A 23,214-nucleotide genomic window follows, 5' to 3' on the forward strand; every position below is an offset into this window, starting at 1 on the left:
CCTGGGAGTCGGCGTGCCCGCGTGGTCGTCGGCATCCCCAATGGAGGCAGCCTCTTGTTCAGCGCCATCGCGCGTGTCTTCCGCACTCCGGATCTGCGGCGGAAGATCGCTTTCACCCTCGCCATCATCGCCCTGTACCGACTCGGTGCGCACGTGCCGGCGCCGTTCGTGGACTTCCCGAACGTGCAGTCCTGCCTGCGCGACAGCGCCGGGACCGAGGGCCTGCTGTCGCTCGTGAACCTGTTCTCGGGCGGTGCGCTGCTGCAGCTGTCCATCTTCGCGCTCGGTGTGATGCCGTACATCACCGCGACCATCATCGTGCAGCTGCTGCGCGTGGTCATCCCGCACTTCGAGGCGCTGTACAAGGAGGGCCAGGCGGGTCAGGCCAGGCTCACGCAGTACACCCGGTACCTGACCATCGCCCTTGCGCTGCTGCAGTCCACCACCCTGGTGACCGTGGCGCGCAGCGGCCAGCTGTTCGGCATCACCGGCATCCCCGAGTGCGAGCAGCTGCTCACCAACGACGTGTGGTGGGCGCAGCTGCTGATGATCATCACGATGACCGCCGGCACCGGCCTCATCATGTGGTTCGCCGAGCTGGTCACCGAGCGCGGGATCGGCAACGGCATGTCGCTGCTGATCTTCACCTCGATCGCCGCCGCGTTCCCCGCCTCGATGTGGGCGATCGCGCAGTCGCGCGGCTTCGAGGTCTTCCTCCTCGTCCTCGCCGTCGGCATGGTCGTGGTCGCGCTGGTGGTGTTCGTCGAACAGTCGCAGCGGCGGATCCCGGTGCAGTACGCCAAGCGGATGGTCGGCCGGCGCACCTACGGCGGCACGAACACCTACATCCCGATCAAGGTCAACATGGCCGGTGTGGTGCCGGTCATCTTCGCCTCGTCGCTGCTGTACATCCCCGCGCTGATCGCGCAGTTCAACCAGCCGCAGCCGGGCCAGGAGGTTCCGGGCTGGGTGGCGTGGATCCAGCAGTACCTCGTCTCGGGCGATCACCCGCTGTACATGGCGCTGTACTTCCTGCTCATCGTCGGATTCACCTACTTCTACGTCGCGATCACCTTCAACCCGGTCGACGTCGCCGACAACATGAAGAAGTACGGCGGCTTCATCCCGGGCATCCGCGCCGGACGTCCGACGGCGGAGTACCTCGACTACGTGCTGACCCGCATCACGCTGCCGGGTTCGATCTACCTGGGCCTGGTCGCACTCCTGCCGCTGTTCGCGCTGGCACTGGTGGGCGCGAACCAGAACTTCCCGTTCGGCGGTGCCTCGATCCTCATCATCGTCGGTGTGGGTCTGGAGACCGTGAAGCAGATCGACGCCCAGCTGCAGCAGCGTCACTACGAAGGGCTTCTGCGCTGATGGCTCGTCTCCTCATCGTCGGGCCACAGGGCTCGGGCAAGGGCACCCAGGGCGTCCGCATCGCCGAGGCGCTCGGCGTGCCGGTCGTCTCGACCGGCGACGTCTTCCGCGCGAACGTCGCGGGCGGCACCGAGCTCGGTGTGCAGGTCAAGGAGATCATCGACGCCGGGCAGCTCGTCCCCGATGAGCTGACGAGCGCGGTCGTGCGCGATCGACTGTCGAAGGAGGATGCCGCGAGCGGCTTCCTCCTCGACGGATATCCGCGCAACCTTCCGCAGGTCATGCACCTCGACGAGTTCCTGGGCGGCCGCGAGGAGGAGCTCGACGCGGTCATCGTGCTCGAGGTGCCCCGCGAGGAGTCGATCGCCCGCCTGAGCAAGCGTGCGCTCGAGCAGGGACGCGCCGATGACACCGAGGCCGTCATCGCGCAGCGCCTGGCGATCTACGAGAGCGAGACGGCGCCGATCATCGGCGTGTACGCCACGCGCGGCATCGTCGACGAGATCGACGGCACCGGCACGGTCGACGAGATCACCGAGCGCATCCTCGCCGCGCTCCGGGCCCGAGGGCTCGGGAGCCCCGCGGCCGCGTGAGTCTGAACGTGGGACTGCGCCGCTCGATCTACAAGACCCCCGCGCAGCTGCGGGCGATGGTCGAACCCGGCCTCATCACGGCCGACGCCCTCGCCGCCGTGAAGGCTCTCATCGCACCCGGCGTCACGACGCGGGAGCTGGATGCCGCGGCATCCGATCTGATCGTCTCGCGCGGGGCGAAATCGAACTTCCAGATGGTGCGCGGGTACCGGCACACCGTCTGCGCGTCGGTGAACGAGCAGGTGGTGCACGGGATCCCCGGTGACCGCCCGCTCGAACCCGGCGACATCCTCTCGATCGATGCCGGCGCGGAGTACAAGGGCTGGAACGGCGACTCGGCGTTCACCGTCGTCCTGCCCGACCCGTCGCGCCCCGAGCTCGTCGCCGAGCGGGAGCAGCTCTCGCGGGTGACGGAGGGGTCGCTGTGGGCGGGCATCGCGGCGCTCGCCTCCGCCCGGCACATCGCCGACGTCGGCGCGGCGATCGAGGACTACATCCGGGCTCACGGCGAGGACTACGGGATTCTCCGCGAGTACGTCGGTCACGGCATCGGCCGGAAGATGCACGAGTCGCCGTCGGTGTTCAACTACCGCGTCGACGACCCCGGCCCCGAGGTGCGGCCTGGGCTCGCCCTCGCGATCGAGCCGATGGTCGTCGCGGGGTCGGATGCGACGTTCGTCGAGGACGACGGCTGGACCGTCTCGACCGTCGACGGCTCGGCCGGCTCACACTGGGAACATAGCGTCGCGGTGCATGATGAGGGTGTGTGGGTGCTCACCGCGCCCGACGGCGGCGCAGCCGGGCTCGCGCCGTTCGGCGTCACCCCGGCACCGATCCGGTAGCGCCGGGATTTTCAGGGAGGACGCCGATGGCAACCGCCACGCGCAAGGTCAACTGGTTCGCGATTCTCGTGAGTGTCGCCGTGGTTCTGGCGCTCGTCGTGACGGCGGCGATCGTGGTGTGGTCGAACAACGCGACGGATGACGCGGGGCCGGCGCCCCAGTCTGCCTCGATCAACGCCGAGACCGGTGCCATCGAGGTCGGGACGGGCGAGCAGACCCTCGACACCTACATCGACTTCATGTGCCCGATCTGCAACCAGTTCGAGCAGGCCTACGGCGAGTCGATGCAGCAGCTCGTCGACGACGGGACCATCACCCTGGGCATCCATCCGATCGCGATCCTCGACCGGTACTCCCAGGGCACCGAGTACTCCACGCGCGCGGCCAACGCGATGTACTGCGTCGCAGAGACGGCGCCCGATTCCGCGGTGTCGTACATGCAGGCCTTGTACGCCAACCAGCCGGCGGAGGGCTCGTCGGGCCTGACGGACGCGCAGCTGATCGAGATCGCGGGGTCGGTCGGCGCCGAGGGTGTCGACGCGTGCGTGAGCGAGCAGCGGTACAGCGGGTTCGTGTCATCGATGACGCAGCAGACGCCGCCGAATCCCGAGACCGGGCGAGTGGGAACGCCGACGGTCCTGCTGAACGGTGAGTTCCTGCAACTCACGGGCGATCCATCGGTCGATCTCGCCCCGCTCTTCTCCTGACCCGCGACCCGCGCCCACCCGCTCCCGCGCGCTTCGCGCGCCCCTCTCCGTTCCTTCATCCGTCGCAGATGTACGCCGAGGGCGCATGTAGCGTGCATCTGCGACGGATGAATCCCCATGGTGGCGCGGAAGGGCGCGTCGCGGAAGGGCGGGCGGCGGAAGTGCGCCGGCGAAGGGCAAGGACGGTTTGCCGCGGGGTGCGATATCACCTATAGTTGATCTTTGGTGCGTTGCGCCTTCATTGGCGTGTCGCCGCACCACAATCCCATCCACCGCAGACCGGCCGGTCTGCATGCAAGCGTTAGCGAGTTTATGGCGAAGAAAGACGGTGTCATCGAGATCGAGGGTGTCATCTCCGAGGCGCTGCCGAACGCGATGTTCCGCGTGGAGCTCACCAACGGTCACAAGGTGCTCGCCACGATCTCAGGCAAGATGCGGCAGAACTACATCCGCATCATTCCGGAGGACCGCGTGGTCGTGGAGCTCAGCCCCTACGACCTCACCCGCGGCCGGATCGTCTACCGCTACCGCTAGACCGGTCGAGAAGTAACGCCCCTCGCGGCTCGGGAGAGCCCGCGTGCCCGGCGAAGACAGCGAACAGGAACATCATGAAGGTCAACCCCTCCGTCAAGCCCATCTGCGATCACTGCAAGGTGATCCGTCGCCACGGCAACGTGATGGTGATCTGCAAGTCCAACCCGCGCCACAAGCAGCGTCAGGGCTGAGCTCAGACCTCACGACGAAGACCCATAACTGAACACACACAGGCAGGATCAGAACCCGCAAGGGGGACACCTCGGGGCGGAGGCCCGGGCACCGATCCTGCTCCACACCTCCACCAACTCCTAGGAGAGCCGCATGGCACGTCTTGCCGGCGTCGACATCCCGCGCGATAAGCGCGTGGTCATCGCCCTGACCTACATCTACGGCGTGGGCCGTACCCGTTCGCACGCGATCCTCGCCGAGACGCAGATCGACGAGAACATCCGCGTGAAGGACCTCAGCGATGACCAGCTCATCGCCCTCCGCGACTACATCGAGGCCAACTTCAAGGTCGAGGGTGACCTCCGCCGCGAGGTGGCCGCCGACATCCGCCGCAAGGTCGAGATCGGCTCCTACGAGGGCCTGCGTCACCGCCGCGGCCTCCCGGTGCGCGGACAGCGCACCAAGACCAACGCGCGCACCCGCAAGGGCCCGAAGCGCACCGTCGCCGGCAAGAAGAAGGCGCGCTGAGCGCGGCCTGCAGGGTTTAGGAGAACACGCACATGGCACAGGCCAAGTCCGCCGCGCGCAAGCCGCGCCGCAAGGAGAAGAAGAACATCGCCGTGGGTCAGGCCCACATCAAGTCGACGTTCAACAACACCATCGTCTCGATCACCGACCCGTCGGGCGCCGTGATCAGCTGGGCGTCCTCGGGTGGTGTGGGCTTCAAGGGCTCGCGCAAGTCCACCCCCTACGCCGCCGGTATGGCCGCCGAGTCGGCCGCCCGCCAGGCGCAGGAGCACGGCGTCAAGAAGGTCGACGTCTTCGTGAAGGGTCCGGGCTCGGGTCGCGAGACCGCGATCCGTTCGCTGACGGCCGCCGGCCTCGAGGTCGGTTCGATCCAGGACGTCACCCCGCAGGCGCACAACGGGTGCCGCCCGCCCAAGCGTCGCCGCGTCTGACGCTCGCTCTCTGACTCACGGATGCCGCGGGGCGCGGTCCCTCGTGGTGCGCGCCCCCGCGGCATCCCTGAACACAACTCAATACTTCACCCACCGCACGTGTCATATAGCGGGCACGTGATTGAAAGGAACACATCGTGCTCATCGCACAGCGTCCCACTCTGACCGAGGAGAAGATCGGGGAGTTCCGCAGCCGTTTCGTCGTCGAGCCGCTGGAGCCGGGCTTCGGCTACACCATCGGCAACGCGCTGCGTCGCAGCCTCCTGTCGTCGATCCCCGGCGCTGCCGTGACGTCGATCCGCATCGACGGCGTCCTCCACGAGTTCAGCACCATCCCCGGTGTGAAGGAGGATGTCACCGAGATCATCCTCAACATCAAGCAGCTGGTCGTCTCCAGCGAGCGCGACGAGCCCATCACCGCGTACCTGCGCAAGACCGGCGCCGGTGAGGTCACCGCCGCCGACATCTCCGCTCCCGCCGGCGTCGAGGTGCACAACCCCGAGCTGGTCATCGCGACCCTCAACGACACCGCGCGCTTCGAGCTGGAGCTGACCATCGAGCGCGGCCGTGGCTACGTGTCGGCGACCCAGAACCGCAACGAGTACGCCGAGGCCGGGCAGATCCCGATCGACTCGATCTACTCGCCCGTGCTGAAGGTGTCGTACCGTGTCGAGGCCACCCGTGCCGGTGAGCGCACCGACTTCGACAAGCTGGTGCTGGATGTCGAGTCCAAGCCCTCCATCGCCCCGCGCGATGCCGTCGCCTCGGCCGGTCGCACCCTGACCGAGCTGTTCGGCCTGGCCCGCGAGCTGAACGTCGAGGCCGAGGGCATCGAGATCGGCCCCGCGCCGGTCGAGACCGTCCTGTCCAACGAGCTGTCGATGCCGATCGAGGACCTCGACCTGTCGGTGCGCTCGTACAACTGCCTCAAGCGCGAGGGCATCAACACCGTCAGCGAGCTCGTCGCCCTCTCGGAGACGCAGCTGATGAACATCCGCAACTTCGGCCAGAAGTCGGTCGACGAGGTGCGCGACAAGCTCGTCTCGCTCGGCCTGTCGCTGAAGGACTCGGTCCCCGGGTTCGACGGCGCGCACTTCTACGGCGGCTACGACGACGAGACCGCCTGAGCTGCGGCGTCCCGACTGACTTTCGACTGGAGTAACTGACATGCCCAAGCCCACGAAGGGTCCCCGCCTCGGAGGCGGCCCCGCCCACGAGCGCCTGCTGCTTGCGAACCTCGCCGCGGCCCTCTTCACCCACAAGTCGATCCAGACCACGGAGACCAAGGCCAAGCGGCTGCGTCCCCTGGCTGAGCGCCTGATCACCTTCGCCAAGCGCGGCGACCTGCACGCGCGTCGCCGGGTGCTGTCGGTGATCGGTGACAAGGAGGTCGTGCACGTCCTCTTCACCGAGATCGCGCCGCTGGTCGCCGACCGCCCGGGTGGCTACACCCGCATCACCAAGATCGGCAACCGCAAGGGTGACAACGCCCCGATGGCGGTCATCGAGCTCGTGCTGGAGCCGGTCACCCCGAAGGTGAAGAGCTCGCGCACGTCGACCACCGCGGCCCCGGCTGTCAAGCCCGCTTCGGAGGACACCGCCGCGGAGGAGACTGTCTCGGAGGACACCACCGAGGAGGCCGCCGTGGAAGACAGCACCGCTGACCAGAGTGCCGACGCCGGTTCGGAGTCGCCCGAGGAGGGTGCCGCCGCCGAGCAGGCCGCAGAGGACGCCGTGGTGGAGGGCGACTCCACCGCCGACGCCGACGCCGACAAGAAGTAACGACCCCGGTCGTACCGAGACCCGCCGCCCCCAGGGGCGGCGGGTCTCGTCGTTGGTGCGGGGGCCCCGCCGGGGGCTACTCGAACTCGCGGCCGACGGTGAAGTGCGCGCGCCGCCAGGCGCGCAGCTCCTGCTCGTAGGCGAGGAGGGCGCGATGCTCCTCCGCGCGCTCGACGGCCTGCCCGACGGCGTCGGCGAAGACCGTCCCGCCACCGGAGTCGGGGTGGATCTGGTCGCCGGCGAGCAGCTCGGGCTTCGGGGTGATCGCCCCCGACCAGTCGGCGATGAACACGCGCGGGTGCGTCGCGGCGAAGTCGGCCAGCTCGGCGTTGACGCCGGGGATCCAGTCCCGCGGCGCGAAGGCGTTGACGAGGATGAGGGTGCGCTCGGTCCCCGCGATCGTCGCCATCCGCTCCAGGGCGTCGCGATCGACCGGACCGTTGGTCCCGAGGCCCAGGACCACGTACGGGCGCAGCTGCCCGCTGTCGGCGAGCTGCTGCAGGATGCCCGGGCCCGCCCACGCCGAGCGCGACACGGCCGCGTCGACGGCGATGCCGGGGAAGCGCTCGAGCAGCGCCGGGGCCGAGGCGAGCATGACCGAGTCGCCGACCGCCGAGATCTGATCCCCCGTCACAGGCGTCGGGGCGGGGCGGGGCACGCTGTCGCCGGACGGGACGCCCGGCACGGCAGGAGGTGATGATCCGGATGCCGCGGGGGCACCCTCCACGCCGGTCGACCCCGTCGCCTCCGGTGACGGGGTCGGAGCGGGCGCTGCGGGGGCGTCGACCTCGGCGAGCGCGCGCTGACCGGCATCCACCATCGCCTGTCCCGACGACACCGTCGGTGCCGCGGCGACCGCGGCACCGGTCCCGGCCACGAGTGCGATCGCGACGGCGCCGGCGGTCACCGCACCGATGCGCGCGCCCGCGCCAGCGCGCAGCGCCCTCCCGAGCCGGCGGAGCGATCCACGGAACCCGTGCCGACGCACCGGCGTCTCGACGAAGCGATACGACAGCTCGGCGGCGAGGAGGGTGAGCGCGAGGGCGGTGAGGCCGACGCTCCCGGGGACCCCGGCTTCGGCACCGGTGCCCTGGAGCCCCGCGAGGAGCAGGACGAGGATCGGCCAGTGCCAGAGGTAGATGCCGTACGAGCGGTCGCCGATCCACCGCAGCGGCTGGGTGTCGAGGGCCGTGCCGAACCGCGAACCGGGCCACACCCCGGCGATGATCGCCGCGGCGGAGAGGAGGCTCGCCGCCACCAGCGCGCCGGGGAAGGTCACCAGCCCGTCGACCGGTGCGAGGAACGACAGCAGCACGAGTCCCGAGATCGCCGCCGCGCCGACCGGCCCGGTCCACCGCGGACGCGATGTCGCCGACGGACGCGCGAGCACCCTCGTCGTGGCGAACGCCAGGGCCACCCCCAGCAGGATGCCGAAGGCGTGGGTATCAGTGCCGAAGTACACGCGGGTGAGGTCGCCGCCGGGCGTGCCGAGAGCGGAGGTCACCAGCACCGCCATCCACGCAGCCGAGGCCGCCGCCAGCAGCACGGCCGCCCCGGCACGCGCCCACGCGCGGGGGAGGAGGAGGAACAGCGGCAGCAGGAGCGGCCAGATGACGTAGAACTGCTCCTCGACGGCGAGCGACCAGAAGTTACGGAAGAGTTCGGGGGTGGCGGCGGAGAAGTAGCCGCTGTCACCGGCCAGTGAGACCCAGTTGTAGCTGAAGGTCGCCGCTCCGAGCACCTGTGCCCCCAGGCGCACGAGCACATCGCCGCCGACGAAGAGCGCCGCGCTGGAGCAGACGAGCACCACCAGCGCGAGCGCCGGCAGGAGCCGCCGTGCCCGTCGGCGCCAGAACCCGACCAGCGCGATCCGGCCGTTCCGAGCGTGCTCGCGCAGCAGCAGGCTCGTGATGAGGAACCCGCTGATGACGAAGAAGACGTCCACGCCGATGAACCCGCCCGGCAGCATGGCGGGGAAGAGGTGGTAGATCACCACGAGCGCCACGGCGACCGCTCGCATCCCGTCCAATCCCGCATACCGGCGCGGAAGATCGGCGGTCGGCGAGCTGGGGGCGCTGAGACGTATGGGGGCGGTGAGCGTCATGAGGTAACCGGTCAGGTCGACGATCCTGCGGGGGGACACCACAGTGTACGTCGGTCCTCGTCCCGGCCCCCGAGGAATCTCCGAGAGCGATGCTCTCGCGAACGCCCCGTGGCGATGGCTCGGGGCGTTCGGCCGGGGCGAACTACGCTGGTGCGGTGCGCATCCGCCTCGATCTCTCCTACGACGGCACGCACTTCCGCGGGTGGGCCCGTCAGCCGGGCCTTCGGACGGTGCAGGGGACGCTGGAGTCCGCCCTCGGCCGCGTGCTCAGCGGCGATCCGCGCGTCGTGGTCGCCGGGCGCACCGACGCCGGCGTCCACGCCACCGGGCAGGTCGCCCACCTCGACCTCGACCCGGCGCAGGAGGAACGTCTGGCCGCCGCGCGCGCGCCGCGCGGCGCGGCGAGTCCGGGCACGACGCACGGTCCCGTCGCGCAGCTCGCGCGTCGCATCAACGGGGTGCTGGGCGCGTACGCCGATCTGGCGGTGCGGGCGACCACGCTCGCCCCCGCGGGGTTCGACGCCCGCTTCTCGGCGGTCTGGCGGCGCTACGTCTACCGCATCGCCGACCGCGCCACAGGATACGACCCTCTCGAGCGCCACCGCACCACGAGCGTGCGGTCGCACCTCGATGAGGAGCGGATGGATGTCGCGGCGCGCTCGCTCATCGGACTCCACGATTTCGCGGCCTACTGCAAGCCGCGCGAGGAGGCGACGACCATCCGCACCCTGCTGGACTTCGGTTGGCGCCGCGACGCCGACGGCGTGCTGATCGCCGACGTCAGGGCCGACGCGTTCTGCCACAGCATGGTGCGGGCCCTGGTCGGGGGGTGCGTCGCCGTGGGGGAGGGGCGCCTCGATCCGGGAGACCTCGCCGCGATCCGCGATCGCGGCGGGAAGGTGCCCGAGATCCACGTCCTCGCCGCGCGCGGACTGACCCTCGCCGAGGTGGGCTACCCCTCCGACGACCTGCTCGCCGCCCGCGCCGAGCAGACCCGGGCGCGACGCGAAGCGGAGTGACGAAACCTGATCATCGCTTATGGGACACCTCCTGGTCAGCCCGCGTCTCCCGTCGCGGCCGTAGGCTGGGCGTCGATGAGAGTGATCTCGTACAACCTGCGCAAGCATCGCGCCGCGGGCGAGCTGGCCGAGCTCGTCGAACGCCACGGTGCCGACGTCCTGTGTCTGCAGGAGTACGACACCTCCGACATCCCCGACGAGATCGCGGGGCTCCGCCTCGCGGACGCGACCTCGCGCAACCGGCTGGGTCTTGCGGTCTACTACCGCGCCAACACGTTCCGCGCGGTCGAGGTGCGGGCCCTGGCGCTGAAGAAGTCGCTGCACGATCACCTGCTGAAGCCCGCCGAGGAACGGATGCTCGGGGTGCGGCTGCACGACATCGATCACGGCACCGACCTGATCGTGGCGTCCTTCCATGCGGCGCCCCTGACGGCACTCAACTCGCTACGCCGTCATCAGATCCGCACGGCGCTGTCGGAGCTGGAGCAGTTGGGGGTGGGCCTTCCGACGCTGATGGTGGGCGACTACAACTACCCGGTGTTCAAGGAGAACCTCGGGCAGAAGGTGCGCGAGCAGGGGTACGAGCTCAGCCTCAGCGACTCCCGCACATACACCCGCTATCGATTCTTCCGCGGCCATTACGACTTCGTGACCTCATCCGGATTCACGATCGATCGGGTCCGCACCCTTCCGCAGGGCCTGTCGGATCACCTGCCGATCCTGGTGACGGCGAACATCACGGCGGCGCAGCCGGCGGAGGTTCCGACGGCGGGCTGAGTGCCTCGGCGTCCGTGGCTAAACTCTGCGTATGTCGTCGGGGGGCAGGTCGCGAACGGTCGACGTCGCCCCCGCGCCGGCCGCGACGTGGTCGACCTCTCCGGATACGCGCGTGCTGGCTCCGGCGCCGATCTCCAGCCGAACCCGATCGATCTGGTTGAGCCAGCTCGTGCTCGGTGCGACGGTCCTCGCCGTGGTCATCCTGCTGCTGTTCATCCAGCCGGGGCAGCTGGCCAGCTGGACCTTCAGCGGGGGCATCCTGCTGCTCGTGGCGATCACCGCGGCCACGATGATCGCGCCGTGGGGGCGGTTGTCGGCCGCGGCGGTTCTGATCGTGCCCTTCGCCGACCTCTTCGCGGTCGGGCTGCTCAACCTCGAGGGCGACCTGCGGTTCGCGTTCCTGTGGACCTTCCCCATCGTGTGGATCGCGCTGCACTACGGCGCCCGCACCCTCGCCGTCGCGCTCGGTGCGGTCGGCCTCTTCCTCCTCGTCGTCGCCAGCCTCGGCCCCGGCACCGACTCCACGATCCGCGTGGTGCTGATCGTCATCGTGCTGAGCTTCATCGGCATCACCCTGCACGTGGGGTCCCGGCGCACCCGGGCGTTCAAGCGGCTGCTGCGTCAGCAGGCACGCCGACTGCGGTCGACGCTGGATCGCGCGACAGCGCAGGAGCGGCGGATCGCCGAGATGATCGACGGCATCGATCTGGGCATCGTGCGTCTGTCTCCCACCGGCGAACTGCTTGCGCTGAACGCCGCCTACCGCGGTCTCTACGGACTCGGCGAGCAGGAGAGCCCGACCGACGCGGCCGTGGTGGAGCACACCGGCATCGACGGACCGGAGGTGCCGGTCGACGAGCGCCCGTTCGCCCGCGCGGCACGCGGCGAGGCCTTCCAGCCCGAGACCTACTGGCTCCTCGACGCCGAGGGCGCGTGGCGGGCCGTGACGGTGTCGGCGAGCCCGCTGGCATCGCGGAGCGAGGGTGAGGCCAGCATGCTCCTGGTCGCGCGCGAGGTCACCGCGCTGCTGCAGGCGCAGCGCGCGCGGGATCAGGTCGTCGCGATGGCCTCCCACGAGATCCGCAACCCCCTGACCGTCATCCTCGGTCGCGCCGAGCTCGCGCTGGAACGCGACGTCGACCCCGCCAGCAGAGACGACTTCGCCGTCATCGAGGCCTCGGCCGAGCGGATGCTCACGATGCTCGAACAGACCCTCCGCGACTCTCGATCGTCGTTCACCGCGCCACGGGGAACGGATGAGATCGACCTCCGAAGCGTGCTGGAGGCGGCTCTGGTCGGGGTGCAGGCCAACGCGCGGGCGCGCAACATCACCCTGCACACCGAGCTGCCGCCGGTCCTGCCGGTGCGGGGCGACGCCTTCCGCCTTCGCCAGGTCTTCGACAACCTGCTCACGAACGCCGTGAAGTACACGCCTCGCCAGGGGACGGTCTCGGTGCGGGCGGCCGTCGCCGGCGACGTCGTGCGTGTGGACGTGATCGACTCGGGGATCGGGATCCCGGCCGACGAGATCGACCGGGTGTTCGAGCCGTATTTCCGTTCGCCCGAAGCGGGGCAGACGGCGCAGGGGACGGGCCTGGGCCTCGGGATCGCCCGCGACATCGTCGAGGCGCATGCCGGAACCCTCACCCTCGCCTCGGAAGTCGGTGCGGGGACCACGGCCCAGGTCGTCCTGCCCCGGGCGGCCGACGCATGATCGACGGCATCCCCTCGTTCAGCGGGCCGAATCTCGCGCTGGCGCAGGCCACGGTCGCGACGCTCGGTGTCGTCATCATGATCGGGGTGGCGTTCCTGGATCGACCGCATCGCTCGACGCTGCTGTGGTCGATCGCGTTCCTTGTGGCGATGACATCCTCATGGGGCGTCGTTCTCGCCGAGACCGTCGACTCCGAGACGATGCGCCGGGTGGCGCTGGGCGCTCTCCTGGGCGCGCCGGGGTTCTTCTGGGCGGGCTTCCGCACGCTGCGGGGCGCGCCGTCGCGGTGGTGGCTGGCGGCGCTGCTGTCGGTCCTCAGCCCGATCATCCTGGTCGCGGCCGGGGCCACCGAGGCCTACAGCGTCGCCTTCCGCATCCTGTTCTTCCTCTCAGCGGTCTTCGCCTTCCTCCTCCTGGTCGAGTGGCTGCGTCTCCCCGACCGCGGCGACGCGGTGCTCTACCCCCTCGTGGTGATCTCGGTGCTGAACTCCGCGCTGGCCGCCTTCGTCGCCATCGCAGGCTTCGTCTTCCCCGCGTCCAGCGGCGATGATCTGCAGTTCGTCCGCTCCGTCAACCAGCTCGGGTTCATCGTGTACATGGTGTGCGCACTGGTGTCGCTGGTGGGATTCGCCACCCGCCGTGAGCGGGTGGTCGGTCCCGGGGAGCGCACCCCGTGGGAGGAGTTCGCCTCGGGATGCCGCGACCGCATCGCCCGCGCCGCCCGGCGGGGGGAGCGCTCCTGGGCGCTCCTGGTCTTCCGGCTCGATGACGAGGCCGACGTGCGGGATGCGGTGGGCGTGGCCGGGTTCGACGCGGTCTGCGAGAGTTTCGCGCAGGAGATCCTGGTCGCCCTCCCCGCCGACGCCGACGTCGCCGAACGGCGTCCGGGCACGGTGGTGGTGCTCGTCTCCCGCCCCGAGCCGGTGCTGCGCGCCGCTCTGCGCGGCGCGCTCGGGCGGGTCGGGCGGATGGAGAACGCCGGCGGCATGGAGATCCAGGTCTCCGCCAGCGTCGGCTGGGTCGCGGTGGACCCCGACAGCGTCGCCGAGGGCGATGTCGAAGCGCTCCTGGACCGCGCCGAGGCAGCCGCCGAAACGGCGAGCCGCGCCGGCGGCGACCGGTGGGAGCGGGTCGGCGTCTGACGTCGGAGACGTCTCAGCCGTCCGACTCCGACCCGGCGTCGTCGGCGGAGTCCGGCGCCGCGGCGATCGCCACCGTGACGGTGTCGCTCGCGGTCTGCTTGGCGAACTCGCTCGAGGTGGGGGTGGTCTGCACGAGGAAGTCGTAGCTGAACTGCAGCTGGACGTGCGTCGCATCGGCGGGCACCGAACCCACGTTGAACGTCTGCGAGTAGCTGTACGGCGAGAGCACCAGATACCCCGGGGCGACCGAGGACTGGTCGACCTGGGCCTCCAACGGCGCCATCGCGCCATCCGGTCCCTGCGGCACCGCCACCATGACCGCACGCTGGAGATAGACCTTCTGGCCGTCGTCGGGAGTGACGGTCGTGGTCATCGACAGGTTGACGGGCTTGAGAGCCTCGGCGGTCCACCGATCCATCGACAGCGTCGACCAGTAATCCACCGACGCGGCGACCGCGCCCGCGACGAGCTCGCGGGCGGTCGACCCGCTGGAGAGGTCGTTGGGCACCGGCGTGGGGGCCTCGGTCGGGGTCGAGCTGGTGGAGGCGGAGGGAGTCGGCTCGGCGCCGAAGTCCCAGGGCGCGGGCCCGCAGCCGGTCAGGACGAGACCGAGCGACAGGGTGAAGGCGATTCCCGCAGCGCCCGCGGCGGCACGACGATGGGTGCCCATGGAACCTCCCGGAGGCGGATGAGTGCGAAAGCCTTCCGGCGGGGAAGACAGTGGCGTCAGTCTACGGACCTCCCAGCGCAAGGCTGACGCAAGATCACCTCAAGATCCTCAAGATCGCCGATCGGCGTGATTGTGTAACCGGCGAGGGGTGGGACCGGTTGCTTCCGCAGACCGCTCGAACCCGAACCGGGCGGTGTGCCCACAGTTCGCGGAATCGACCGGCCCCCACCCCGTCACCTCCGGCCCGTCAGGAGTCCCGCCGTGCGTATCTCAGCCCCCCGTACCCGCCGCCCCCGGCGACTCCTCGTCGTCGCCGTCGCCGGCGCGCTCGCCGTGGCGATGACGGGGTGCGCCCAGGTCGCCGATGCGTTCAACCAGTTCCAGCAATCCGCGGGCGCACCGGCCGCGGCGGCGACTCCGACACCGCTCGCCTCGCCGTCGATGGACTTCGACTCGCAGTTCACCTACGACGGCTCGGTCGCGCTGTCCACCGAGGTGGCCGATCAGCTCGAAGTGCGCCTGGATGTGTGGGCCGCCGACCCGAAGCGCACGCAGGAGTGGACCCCGACACGAGCGAAGACGCTCGGCTTCGCTGTGAACGTCCACGATCACCGCGTGGATGAGAAGGCCGTGCTCACCGACAAGCGTCGCGTCTACCTCTCCTCGGTCTCGGTGACCTCCCAGACCGCTCAGACGAGCGGTCAGGTGCAGAGTCCCTTCCAGTTCAGCGCCGACCCCCGCACGCTCGTTCCGACGGACACCCTGCGCTCGGACCGCGGCCTGCTGCTCAACAGCTTCCAGGGCGGCCTCCTCGTCCCCGAGACGACGATCAGCCAGCTCCCCGGCGACACCTACGGCATCACGCTGGAGTTCGCCCTCACCGTCTGGGTCGAGGGCAACGCCAACGACGAGAACTCCTTCTCGCAGCAGACGGTCTACCAGTACCTTCCGGTCGCCATCTACCCCGACGGCTCCGCCGCGGTGGCGGGTCCCCCCACCCAGCCTTGAGGCAACCTTGCGGGGCGCTTGGTGAGACCTCGGCCTGATGTCGCGGTCGGGCGGGCACTGTGGTCTCAGCGGCAGGACGCCACCCGGCAGAAGCAGGCCGCTCTGAACGACACAGGATGTCACGATGACCGAGCAGAACTCCCCCGTCGCCCTTCCCCGCACCGCGCCCATGTCGGCCGTGCCCCGTCCCCCGGCCGATGTGCCGCTGGAGCCGGGGTTCGCCGACGACTTCTCCTCGGTGCTGGAGAACCTCACCGGGCACCGCTCCACGATCGGCTGCATCATCCCCGCCTACAACGAGGAGGAGTCGATCGCCGGGGTCATCGAGTCCCTCCTCGGTCAGACCCGGGTGCCCGACGTCATCCACGTCGTGGTCAACAACTCCTCCGACGCCACCGTCAAGGTCGCCTCGGAGTTCGCCGGCCCACACCAGATCACCAACGACCTGGGTGAGCAGTTCACCGAGGTCTTCGTCCACGACATCGGCAAGAACCCCGACAAGAAGGTCGGGGCGCTCAACTACGGCTACTCGCTGGTCGAGGGCTACGACTACCTCCTGGGCGTCGACGGCGACACCATGGCCGATCCGAAGGCTGTCGAGTTCCTCGAGACCGAGGCGGTCTCGGACTCGCGCATCGGCGGCATCTCGGCCATCTACTCCATCGACGACCGGCCGATCAAGGGTCTCGTCGGCAAGTTCCTCATCGCCGGTCAGCGCACGCAGTTCGCGGCGTTCAACCTGCAGAACCTGCTGCGCGGACGCAACATGGCGGTGCTGGGCGGGCAGTTCTCGATCTTCTCCACCAACGCCCTCCGCGACGTCATGCGCCAGAACCACCAGTCCACGCCGTGGGTGCGCGACAGCGAGGTGGAGGACTCGCTGCTGTCGCTGCAGATCAAGAGCGCCGGGTACCTCACCAAGATCAGCCCCTATGCCCGTGCGGATGTCGGTGGCATGACCACGCTGAAGGGTTACGACGCCCAGCAGGTGAAGTGGACGTACGGCGCCATCGAGCTGATGTGGCCGGGGCAGCGGGGCGACACCAAGGGACAGCCCCTGCACCCGAACCTGCGGCTGCGGTGGTTCGAGAACTTCGGCATGCTGACGAACCTCTTCGTGCGCGTCGCCTTCCTCATCCTCCTCGCCGGGTCACTCTCGATCGGCGCGTTCATCTTCTCGCCGTGGTGGCTGATCCCGCCGGTCGTGGCGACGCTGCTGAACCTGCGGATCGCGCGCACCATGAAGAGCCACAACTCGCGCGACCTGCTGTTCGCGGGCCTGATGTTCCCCGCCGAGATCTTCATGTGGATCCGCCTCAGCCACTTCCTGCGGTCGTGGACGCGGTTCCTCTCGCGCAAGAAGGTCGACAACTGGGCGATGCAGGCCAAGGCCGAGAAGGGCGGCGGAAGCGCCCACTGGCTCCCGCTGGTTCTCCTGGTCGCGGTGCTGGTGGCCATGGCGGTCATCTGGACCATGCTCGGACCCATGGTGCAGTCCACCATCCTGTGGATCGGGTGGCCCATCGTCGGCGTCGTCACGGTGCTCCAGACGCTGCTGATGTTCTTCAAGCTCATCCGCCGCTACCAGGGATACAAGGTCTGACCTCGAGCGGCCGTGACGGCCTCGCAGGACGGGAGATGTGTAGCATGACCGTGGACAGCGCTTACGCACGGCGGACCGCCGTGGCACCTTCGCCCTTCTTCGACTTTTGGGAGCAACCGCCGATGAGCGACCCCTCGATGGCTCTGCGGACGGCCGTCATCGTCGAAGACGATCCCGACATCCGTCACCTCCTCGTCGAGGTGCTCGAGGCGGCGGGGTTCTCGACGGTCTCGGTCGGCAACGGGATCGACGGGGTCCGCGCGGTGGTGTCCTACCAGCCGCTGATCACCACGCTCGATGTCAACATGCCCGGCATGGACGGGTTCGAGGCGGCACGCCGCATCCGCGCGCAGTCCGACACCTACATCATCATGCTCACGGGCCTCGAGGACGAGGCCGACGTCGTGCTCGGGCTCGGCGCCGGCGCCGACGAGTACATCGTCAAGCCGTTCCGCCCGCGCGAGCTGCGTGCCCGCATCGACGCGCTGCTGCGCCGTCCCCGCACCCAGCAGGTCGCTCATGCGCCGCGCCAGGACAGCGTCGGTCCATCCTTCCCCGGCGCCCGCCCGATCGCGCAGCGTCCGTACGATCCTCAGGCTCCGGCGCCCTACCCGTATCCCTACGAGGGCATGCCCGGGATGCCGCAGATGCCGAGCGGTCCCGCGATGCCCTTCCCCGGTTACACCGGCGAACAGGGCGGGCACCCCGGGCAGCCGGCGCCGCAGACCGGTCCGGGATCGCCGCTCGAGCCGATCATCATGGCCGCGCAGTCGGCATCCTCGGACGACCCCGTCGCAGATCCGAACGCCGGCACCGACCTCGTGCCCGCCGACCAGGGGCCGCGCGAGCTCGCCGGCGTGAATGTGCTCGCTCACCGCGACCTCCAGCTGGACCCCGACACGCGGATCGTCATGGTCGCCGGCGACACCCTCGATCTCACCCGCACCGAGTTCGACCTGCTGGCGACCCTCATGGAGTCCAAGCGCCGCGTCCGCAGCAAGGCCGACCTGACGCTGGTCCTCCGAGGAGAGTCGTACGTCACCTCGTACTTCGTCGGCGAAGCCGACAAGCGCGCGATCGAGGCGCACATGACGAACCTGCGCCGCAAGCTCGGCGACAACCCCACCAACCCCCGGTACATCGAGACGGTGCGCGGCGTGGGCTATCGCCTCACCTCGGAGCTCGTCGCCGGCGCCTGACCCGGGTCGGACCGACCGCGGCCGGGCCTGGGATCACTCCACCTCGCGGGTCAGTTCGATGGCGGCCTTCGGCCACCACACCCCCGCGGCCGGGCCGCCGTTGCATTCGCCGTCGGACTCGCCGGGAGGCTTGATCCAGAGGTTGGTGTCCACCACGTCGTCGGCGAGGGTGCCGCCGGGCTCGCCGATGAGGCGGCCGCGGGGGTTGCACCATTCGCCGTTGGAACCGGCGCCGCTGCGCGACGTGTCGACGACGGCCTTCGCGCCGCCGAGCAGACCCGACAGCTGCCGGGCGTAGGCGAACTCCTCGGTGGCGTGGTTGTAGTTGGAGACGTTGGTGGCGAATCCCCGGATGCTGCCGGTGCGATCGAGCTGCGAGATGAGGCCGGCCATCTCCTCAGGCGGAAGCCAGGTGGAATGGCCGCCGTCGACGTAGATCCAGGTGTTCGGGCCCGCGAGGCGATCGATGGCCCCGCGCAGCTGCGCGATCCGCTCGGCGACGTTCCCGCACTCGGGGGCGAGGGCCAGGCTGTCGGGCTCGAGGACGACGATCTTCTGCAGGTCGCCCGCCGCGCGCAGGCCCGCGGCGATCTCCTCGGTCCACGTGACGTAGTCGGGTTCGTCCAAGCCCCCGGCGGAGAAGTTGCCGCAGTCTCGTCCGGGAAGGCCGTAGACCACGACGGCGATCGAGGCGTCCTGAGCGCGCGCCTCCTCGGCGAGGTGCGTCATGCGGCCGAACACCTCGCCGATCGGGTCTTCCTCGGGGGTGAGCCAGTACGCGGTGGGCTGCGCGGCGAGGTACTCCGTCGCGGCGTACGCGTCGGTGCCGGGATCTTCGGCGGCAAGGGCCTTGGCCGCCTTCGACTCGTCGGGCACGACGATCGTCGTGCCGAGGGCGGGAGGACGGGCGCTGAGCATCTGGAACCCCCAGGTGGCGACCCAGCCGATCGCCGCGAGGATGGCCAGCAGCCCCGAGGCGGCCAGCACGACGAACGCGATGATGAGCCACCGCGGTAACCCGCGGCGGCGACGACGCACGGGTGCGGGGGCAGTGGCCACGAGAGTGATGCTATCGGCGCCGGCGAGTCAGCACGCGCGCCCAGCGGCGTGCGCGCCAGGTCACGCCCTCGACCGTGCGTCGCGACATGCCGCGACGTCGCGCGCGCCGCAGTGCCCGTCCCCACAGCCGGGTCACGCGATCGTCGGAGAACTGCGCCGCCCGTTCGCGAGCCGCGCGGCGTTGCGCGTCGCGTGCGGCCGGGGGTTGCGCGATCACGCTTCGGACGGCGTCGGCCAAGGCATCGACATCGCCGTCCGCCACCAGCATCCCGTTCCGTCCGTGCCGGATGATCTCCCCGGGGCCATAGGGAACGTCGTAGGCGACGGGGATGCATCCCGCCGCCATGGCCTCGAGGATCGCCAATCCGAATCCTTCGGACCGGCTCGTCACGAGGAGGACGGAGGCCTCTCGCAGCACGCCTCTGGCGGCCGGATCATGATGATGCAGGGTGAGCACCGGGTCGCCGTCGATCCTTCGCATCAGGGCGGCGCGGCGTGAGCCGTCGCCCCAGATGTCGAGGGTCAGGGGCGGTGTGACGACGGCATTGACTCGCTCGATCGCGGCGATCGCGTGGTCCACCCGTTTCAGGGCGGACAGCCGGGCGAGCACCACCGCTCCCGCTCGTTCGCTTTCGGCAGGGGGGTTCGAAGGGGGGAGGGCGATCCCGAGCGGAATGGTCACCAGCCGGCCGCGGTGGGCGGTCAGCCGCGCGGCGTGGTCGCGCTGTCGACGGGTGAGGAAGACCACGGCATCGAACGCGTCCAGTCGTGAGAACACCTTCCGACGTGACGGAATCACGTCGGAACCTGGCGAGGACGACACGTGCGCGCCGTGTACGACGTGCACGACGACCGTCCCGCGTCTGCGGTAGCCGAGCAGGCTTCGGGCCGCGGTCTTGCTGTCGATGACGAGCCACGCCCTCGATCCGGCGACGAGGGCGTCGATCCATGCCGCGTAGAGCCCTGAGATGTGGGACCAGGAGCGATGCGGCTGACCGCGCTGATCGCAGACCACGACCGATCGCTTCGCCGACCCGCCGCGTCTGTCGAGGTCACGTCGATCGGAGACGACGAGCGATCCGTCCTGGCGGTAGTGGTCGACCTGCAGTATCTCGCCGGCTGGGCCCCGCCGTTCTCGGCGCAACACCCTGCCGTCATGCGACAGGCTGACGAGGTCGGGGTCGTCCGGGCGAAGGGGACGGAAGGGATGACGCGCGCCGGATCCCCGCTCGCCGGGGAGGGGATGGGTGCGGAGCCAGTCGTAGAGGTTCAGCAGCGACACCCCGTCGATCAGCTCCCCCGCGTCCCGGAGGCGCGACGCGACGTCGGCGTAGTCGATGCGGTCATCCAGGGTGAGGACCGTCACGGCGACGCCGGCCTCGCGTCGGAAGCCCCGGGAACGATGGAGGAGGGCGCCGGTCATCCCTCCGAAGTCGTCCGGGATCGACCAGGTCACGGCGAAGTGCAGACCGGTCGGGAGAGGGGCGGTGAGCACCGAGGGTCCCGACCCTATCGGCGCGCGCGCCCGCGTCGGAGGAGCGCTGCCGCGGCGAGGGCGACGCCGGCCAGCACCAGCGCACCACCGCCGACGAAGAGGCCGATGAGCGAGCCGGAATCCATCCCCGAGACCGGGAGCGCCCCGTCCGGAGCGGTCACCGTCACCGCGGCCGTGCTGCCCGCCGAGGTCGACGACACCGCGGCGATGTTGTACGTGCCCGAGGCGTTCTGCGGGAGGGTGATGCGCACCGGGGCGATCGAACCATCGTCGGCCGAGGTCGTCGTGCCGCTGGCGGTGGTGATGGCGAAGCGGACCATGCCGATGTCGGCACCGGCGCCGTTCTCGCCGGTGACGGTGATGGTCACCTGCTCGGCGCTGGAGAATGTCGCCGGCGCGCACTGGAAGGCGAAGCCCCCGCCCGGCTCGACGGTCGCGGGGCTCGTCGTGCACGACCCCGAGGGCGGGTAGATCGATGAGGCGTCGGCAGGGGATGCCGCGTGCGCGGCGCCCGGCGCGCCGACAGCCGCCATCGCCAGGAGGGCGATGAGCGCGACGCGGGGGGAGCGGCGGGACACGCCTCGAGTCTAGGCGGGCTCGCAGACGGCGACGAGGTCGGGAGGCGAAACCAGCGTGGGGGTTGACACCAGCTCCAGTTGCGGAGCCGAGCCCTCCGGGGCGGTGACCGTGACCGTCGCCGTCGCCGATGCCCCGGGTGCCACGTCGACGGCGAAGCTCAGCACCCGCCGCCCGTCGTGGGTGCCGCCGCCGAATCCGACGTCGCCGGTGATGGTGGCATCCTGCAGCTCGAAGCCCTCGGGCAGGTACACGTAGCCGACGGTCCGCGCGATGCCGGGATCGACGTCGAACGCGCCGCCGCCGGTGATGTAGCGGGGGAGCGAGGTGGCCGCGTCGGCGGGCGCGTTGTTGGTCAGCGTGACGGTGAGGGTGGCCGTGCCCGACGCCGTGGGCGAGGCCGCGGAGCCCCCGGTGACGCAGGAGTCCCAGGTGAGGGTGGGAGTCGCGCTGACGTAGTAGTCCATCTTCGAGCCCGTACCGTCGTTGAGGTAGACCCCGAACCGGGCGATGTCGTCATCGGTCTCGGGCAGGGGCCCCGCGAGGGACGTGCCGGCGAGGAGGGCCTGCTCGTCCTCGCGGGCGCTCCACAGCAGCAGCCGTCGCTCGTCGCCCGCACGCGTCAGAGCGTCCACGAGCGCGGTGGGGTCGGTGCCGCCCGCCGTGAGCGCGCTGAAGACCGAGGCTGCCGCGGCGGCGAAGAAGGCGTCCTGGTCGGCGGGGTCCTCGTAGCGGAAGTACACCTCGTTCAGCAGCAGCGGCACCGCGTTCTCCGCCGTGATCACGTCGCCGGTGGGGAGGGTCACAGGCCCGGTGGCGGCGAGGAGATACGACAGCGCCACGGGATCGATCGCGATCACCCCGTCGACCTGCTCGCCGCCGCGCTCACGCGCCCACATCTCGCGGGCGAGGGCGCCGGAGACGGCGAAGTCGGGGATCTGGGTGACGTTCTGGATGAATCGTCCGGGTCGTGCCGAGAAGATCCCCTCGACATCCGAGCCGAGCGGCAGCACCGATTCGTCGTAGCGGGGGAAGTCGGAGGATGACGCCTGCTCGGCCAGCGAGATCGCTCCGCCGTCCGTGCGCACGAGCGCGGTCGCGCCCGGGATGCCACCGAGCGAGCGCCACTCGGCGTTGTTCTGGAACAGCACGAGGTAGGACCGCGGTCCATCGGCGCCGAGCATCGCCGGCAGCAGGGTCGCCGCGCGGGTCAGCGCGCCGGTGGCGGTCTCGGTCTCGTCGAGGAGGGCGCCGACCTCGTCGACGGCCTCGCGCAGCGGGCGGATCAGGGGGGCCCGGTCGATCGCGGCGACCGCCTCGGCTGCGCCGCCGATCGATGCGGCGCCGGTGGCGGCGGCCTCTCGGATGTCGGTGAACGGTGCCAGATCGATCCTGCCGTCCTGGGGACGGAGGGCGGCGAGGTCGAACCCGCTCGCGACATCGGCGAGAGGAGCCAGGGCCGACCCCGCGACGTCGTCGACGGCGGCCGCGACGGTCGAGACCGCCGACAGCTGCGGCCCCGCCCAGGGAAGGGCTTCGGCGACCTGCCAGAGCGGGTCGGAGGTGAGAGCACGGGCGGCGGCGGTGTCGGCCGCGACATCGGCGATCGCCGCGGACGCGAGCGCCGGGTCGGTCAGGTCTTCGCGCACCGCGGTGGCCGTCGCCTGCGCGTCGATGAGGTGCTGGGAGGCGAGGAACCCGCGCACCCCCACCCAGCCGGCGAGGAAGACCAGCGCGATGAGGAAGGCGGCGACGACCCAGGCGAAGACGGTGCCGGCCTGGCGGAGGGCGCGGGGGTTGGCCGATTCGCTCACCCGATCACCCTAAGCGGTCTTGTCCGCGCGCACCGGTCCACGAGGGGGTATGCTCGCACCCATCATCGC

General features: G+C 70.2%; 23 protein-coding genes. 17 read left to right on the forward strand and 6 right to left on the reverse strand.

The features are described 5' to 3' along the window. Positions 1-54 precede the first annotated feature (54 nt). From secY to rplQ, 10 genes are all read left to right on the forward strand, one after another. Positions 55-1,377 carry a preprotein translocase subunit SecY gene (secY, locus tag V6S02_RS00455; protein ID WP_124294273.1) on the forward strand — a complete coding sequence of 441 codons (1,323 nt, stop codon included), beginning with the start codon at positions 55-57 and terminating at the stop codon, positions 1,375-1,377. Continuing rightward, a complete protein-coding gene (locus tag V6S02_RS00460; protein ID WP_124291694.1) occupies positions 1,377-1,970 on the forward strand; it encodes an adenylate kinase in 594 nt (197 codons plus the stop codon). The genes secY and V6S02_RS00460 overlap by 1 nt, the downstream gene beginning before the upstream one ends. 8 nt (positions 1,971-1,978) lie before the next feature. Further along, a complete protein-coding gene (gene map, locus V6S02_RS00465) occupies positions 1,979-2,812 on the forward strand; it encodes a type I methionyl aminopeptidase (RefSeq protein WP_124294272.1) in 834 nt (277 codons plus the stop codon). 26 nt (positions 2,813-2,838) lie between these two features. Then, the gene (locus V6S02_RS00470) at positions 2,839-3,519 is read left to right on the forward strand and encodes a DsbA family protein (RefSeq protein ID WP_336399418.1); all 681 of its coding nucleotides are present in this window, start codon (positions 2,839-2,841) and stop codon (positions 3,517-3,519) included. Between the two features lie 312 nt (positions 3,520-3,831). After that, positions 3,832-4,053, forward strand: coding sequence for a translation initiation factor IF-1 (gene infA, locus V6S02_RS00475; RefSeq protein ID WP_028496510.1), 222 nt, complete (start codon positions 3,832-3,834; stop codon positions 4,051-4,053). Positions 4,054-4,127: 74 nt separating this feature from the next. Next, positions 4,128-4,244, forward strand: coding sequence for a 50S ribosomal protein L36 (gene rpmJ / locus V6S02_RS00480; protein WP_022893853.1), 117 nt, complete (start codon positions 4,128-4,130; stop codon positions 4,242-4,244). A gap of 133 nt (positions 4,245-4,377) precedes the next feature. Continuing rightward, positions 4,378-4,752 (forward strand): 30S ribosomal protein S13, encoded by a 375-nt coding sequence (gene rpsM, locus V6S02_RS00485; protein WP_124291692.1) that lies wholly within the window; start codon positions 4,378-4,380, stop codon positions 4,750-4,752. 32 nt (positions 4,753-4,784) lie between these two features. After that, complete coding sequence (rpsK, locus tag V6S02_RS00490; RefSeq protein ID WP_013583990.1) at positions 4,785-5,183, forward strand: 30S ribosomal protein S11; 399 nt, start codon at positions 4,785-4,787, stop codon at positions 5,181-5,183. A gap of 137 nt (positions 5,184-5,320) precedes the next feature. Then, positions 5,321-6,310, forward strand: a complete 990-nt coding sequence (locus tag V6S02_RS00495) for a DNA-directed RNA polymerase subunit alpha (RefSeq protein WP_124291691.1) — start codon at positions 5,321-5,323, stop codon at positions 6,308-6,310. 40 nt (positions 6,311-6,350) lie between these two features. Next, positions 6,351-6,965, forward strand: coding sequence for a 50S ribosomal protein L17 (rplQ, locus tag V6S02_RS00500; RefSeq protein ID WP_336399419.1), 615 nt, complete (start codon positions 6,351-6,353; stop codon positions 6,963-6,965). Positions 6,966-7,041: 76 nt separating this feature from the next. Here the strand turns inward: rplQ and V6S02_RS00505 are convergent, their stop codons facing one another. Beyond that, positions 7,042-9,108 (reverse strand): acyltransferase family protein, encoded by a 2,067-nt coding sequence (locus V6S02_RS00505; protein WP_336399420.1) that lies wholly within the window; start codon positions 9,106-9,108, stop codon positions 7,042-7,044. Between the two features lie 116 nt (positions 9,109-9,224). Here V6S02_RS00505 and V6S02_RS00510 point away from each other — a divergent pair, with 116 nt between their 5' ends. From V6S02_RS00510 to V6S02_RS00525, 4 genes are all read left to right on the forward strand, one after another. Then, positions 9,225-10,088, forward strand: a complete 864-nt coding sequence (locus V6S02_RS00510) for a tRNA pseudouridine synthase A (RefSeq protein WP_336399421.1) — start codon at positions 9,225-9,227, stop codon at positions 10,086-10,088. A 75-nt stretch (positions 10,089-10,163) separates the two neighbouring features. Continuing rightward, positions 10,164-10,865, forward strand: coding sequence for an endonuclease/exonuclease/phosphatase family protein (locus V6S02_RS00515; RefSeq protein ID WP_124291688.1), 702 nt, complete (start codon positions 10,164-10,166; stop codon positions 10,863-10,865). 31 nt (positions 10,866-10,896) lie between these two features. Further along, complete coding sequence (locus V6S02_RS00520) at positions 10,897-12,579, forward strand: sensor histidine kinase (RefSeq protein ID WP_336399422.1); 1,683 nt, start codon at positions 10,897-10,899, stop codon at positions 12,577-12,579. Then, positions 12,576-13,721, forward strand: a complete 1,146-nt coding sequence (locus V6S02_RS00525) for a hypothetical protein (RefSeq protein WP_336399423.1) — start codon at positions 12,576-12,578, stop codon at positions 13,719-13,721. The genes V6S02_RS00520 and V6S02_RS00525 overlap by 4 nt, the downstream gene beginning before the upstream one ends. A gap of 13 nt (positions 13,722-13,734) precedes the next feature. On the opposite strand, the gene V6S02_RS00530 is transcribed toward V6S02_RS00525, so the two are convergent. Further along, entirely contained in the window at positions 13,735-14,391 is a 657-nt protein-coding gene (locus V6S02_RS00530) for a hypothetical protein (protein ID WP_240638667.1), read from the reverse strand. Between the two features lie 261 nt (positions 14,392-14,652). On the opposite strand from V6S02_RS00530, the gene V6S02_RS00535 reads away from it, so the two are divergent. The 3 genes from V6S02_RS00535 (at position 14,653) to V6S02_RS00545 (ending at position 18,201) form a co-directional block, all read left to right on the forward strand. Next, a complete protein-coding gene (locus V6S02_RS00535) occupies positions 14,653-15,399 on the forward strand; it encodes a fructose 1,6-bisphosphatase (RefSeq protein ID WP_336399424.1) in 747 nt (248 codons plus the stop codon). A gap of 169 nt (positions 15,400-15,568) precedes the next feature. Next, positions 15,569-17,002 (forward strand): glycosyltransferase family 2 protein, encoded by a 1,434-nt coding sequence (locus tag V6S02_RS00540; RefSeq protein WP_336400752.1) that lies wholly within the window; start codon positions 15,569-15,571, stop codon positions 17,000-17,002. Positions 17,003-17,124: 122 nt separating this feature from the next. After that, positions 17,125-18,201 carry a response regulator transcription factor gene (locus V6S02_RS00545; protein ID WP_336399425.1) on the forward strand — a complete coding sequence of 359 codons (1,077 nt, stop codon included), beginning with the start codon at positions 17,125-17,127 and terminating at the stop codon, positions 18,199-18,201. 33 nt (positions 18,202-18,234) lie between these two features. Here V6S02_RS00545 and V6S02_RS00550 read toward each other — a convergent pair whose 3' ends face one another. The 4 genes from V6S02_RS00550 to V6S02_RS00565 are packed head-to-tail and all read right to left on the reverse strand — an operon-like array spanning position 18,235 to position 23,145. Beyond that, positions 18,235-19,260, reverse strand: coding sequence for a glycoside hydrolase family 6 protein (locus tag V6S02_RS00550; RefSeq protein ID WP_336399426.1), 1,026 nt, complete (start codon positions 19,258-19,260; stop codon positions 18,235-18,237). Positions 19,261-19,270: 10 nt separating this feature from the next. After that, positions 19,271-20,755: a glycosyltransferase gene (locus tag V6S02_RS00555; RefSeq protein ID WP_336399427.1), complete on the reverse strand. Its 1,485-nt coding sequence runs from the start codon at positions 20,753-20,755 to the stop codon at positions 19,271-19,273. Between the two features lie 14 nt (positions 20,756-20,769). Continuing rightward, a complete protein-coding gene (locus V6S02_RS00560) occupies positions 20,770-21,333 on the reverse strand; it encodes a cell wall protein (RefSeq protein WP_336399428.1) in 564 nt (187 codons plus the stop codon). A 9-nt stretch (positions 21,334-21,342) separates the two neighbouring features. Next, a complete protein-coding gene (locus V6S02_RS00565) occupies positions 21,343-23,145 on the reverse strand; it encodes a DUF4012 domain-containing protein (RefSeq protein ID WP_336399429.1) in 1,803 nt (600 codons plus the stop codon). Positions 23,146-23,214: the final 69 nt, after the last annotated feature.

This window comes from Microbacterium sp. CCNWLW134 (genome assembly GCF_037083565.1).
Classification (GTDB): domain Bacteria; phylum Actinomycetota; class Actinomycetes; order Actinomycetales; family Microbacteriaceae; genus Microbacterium.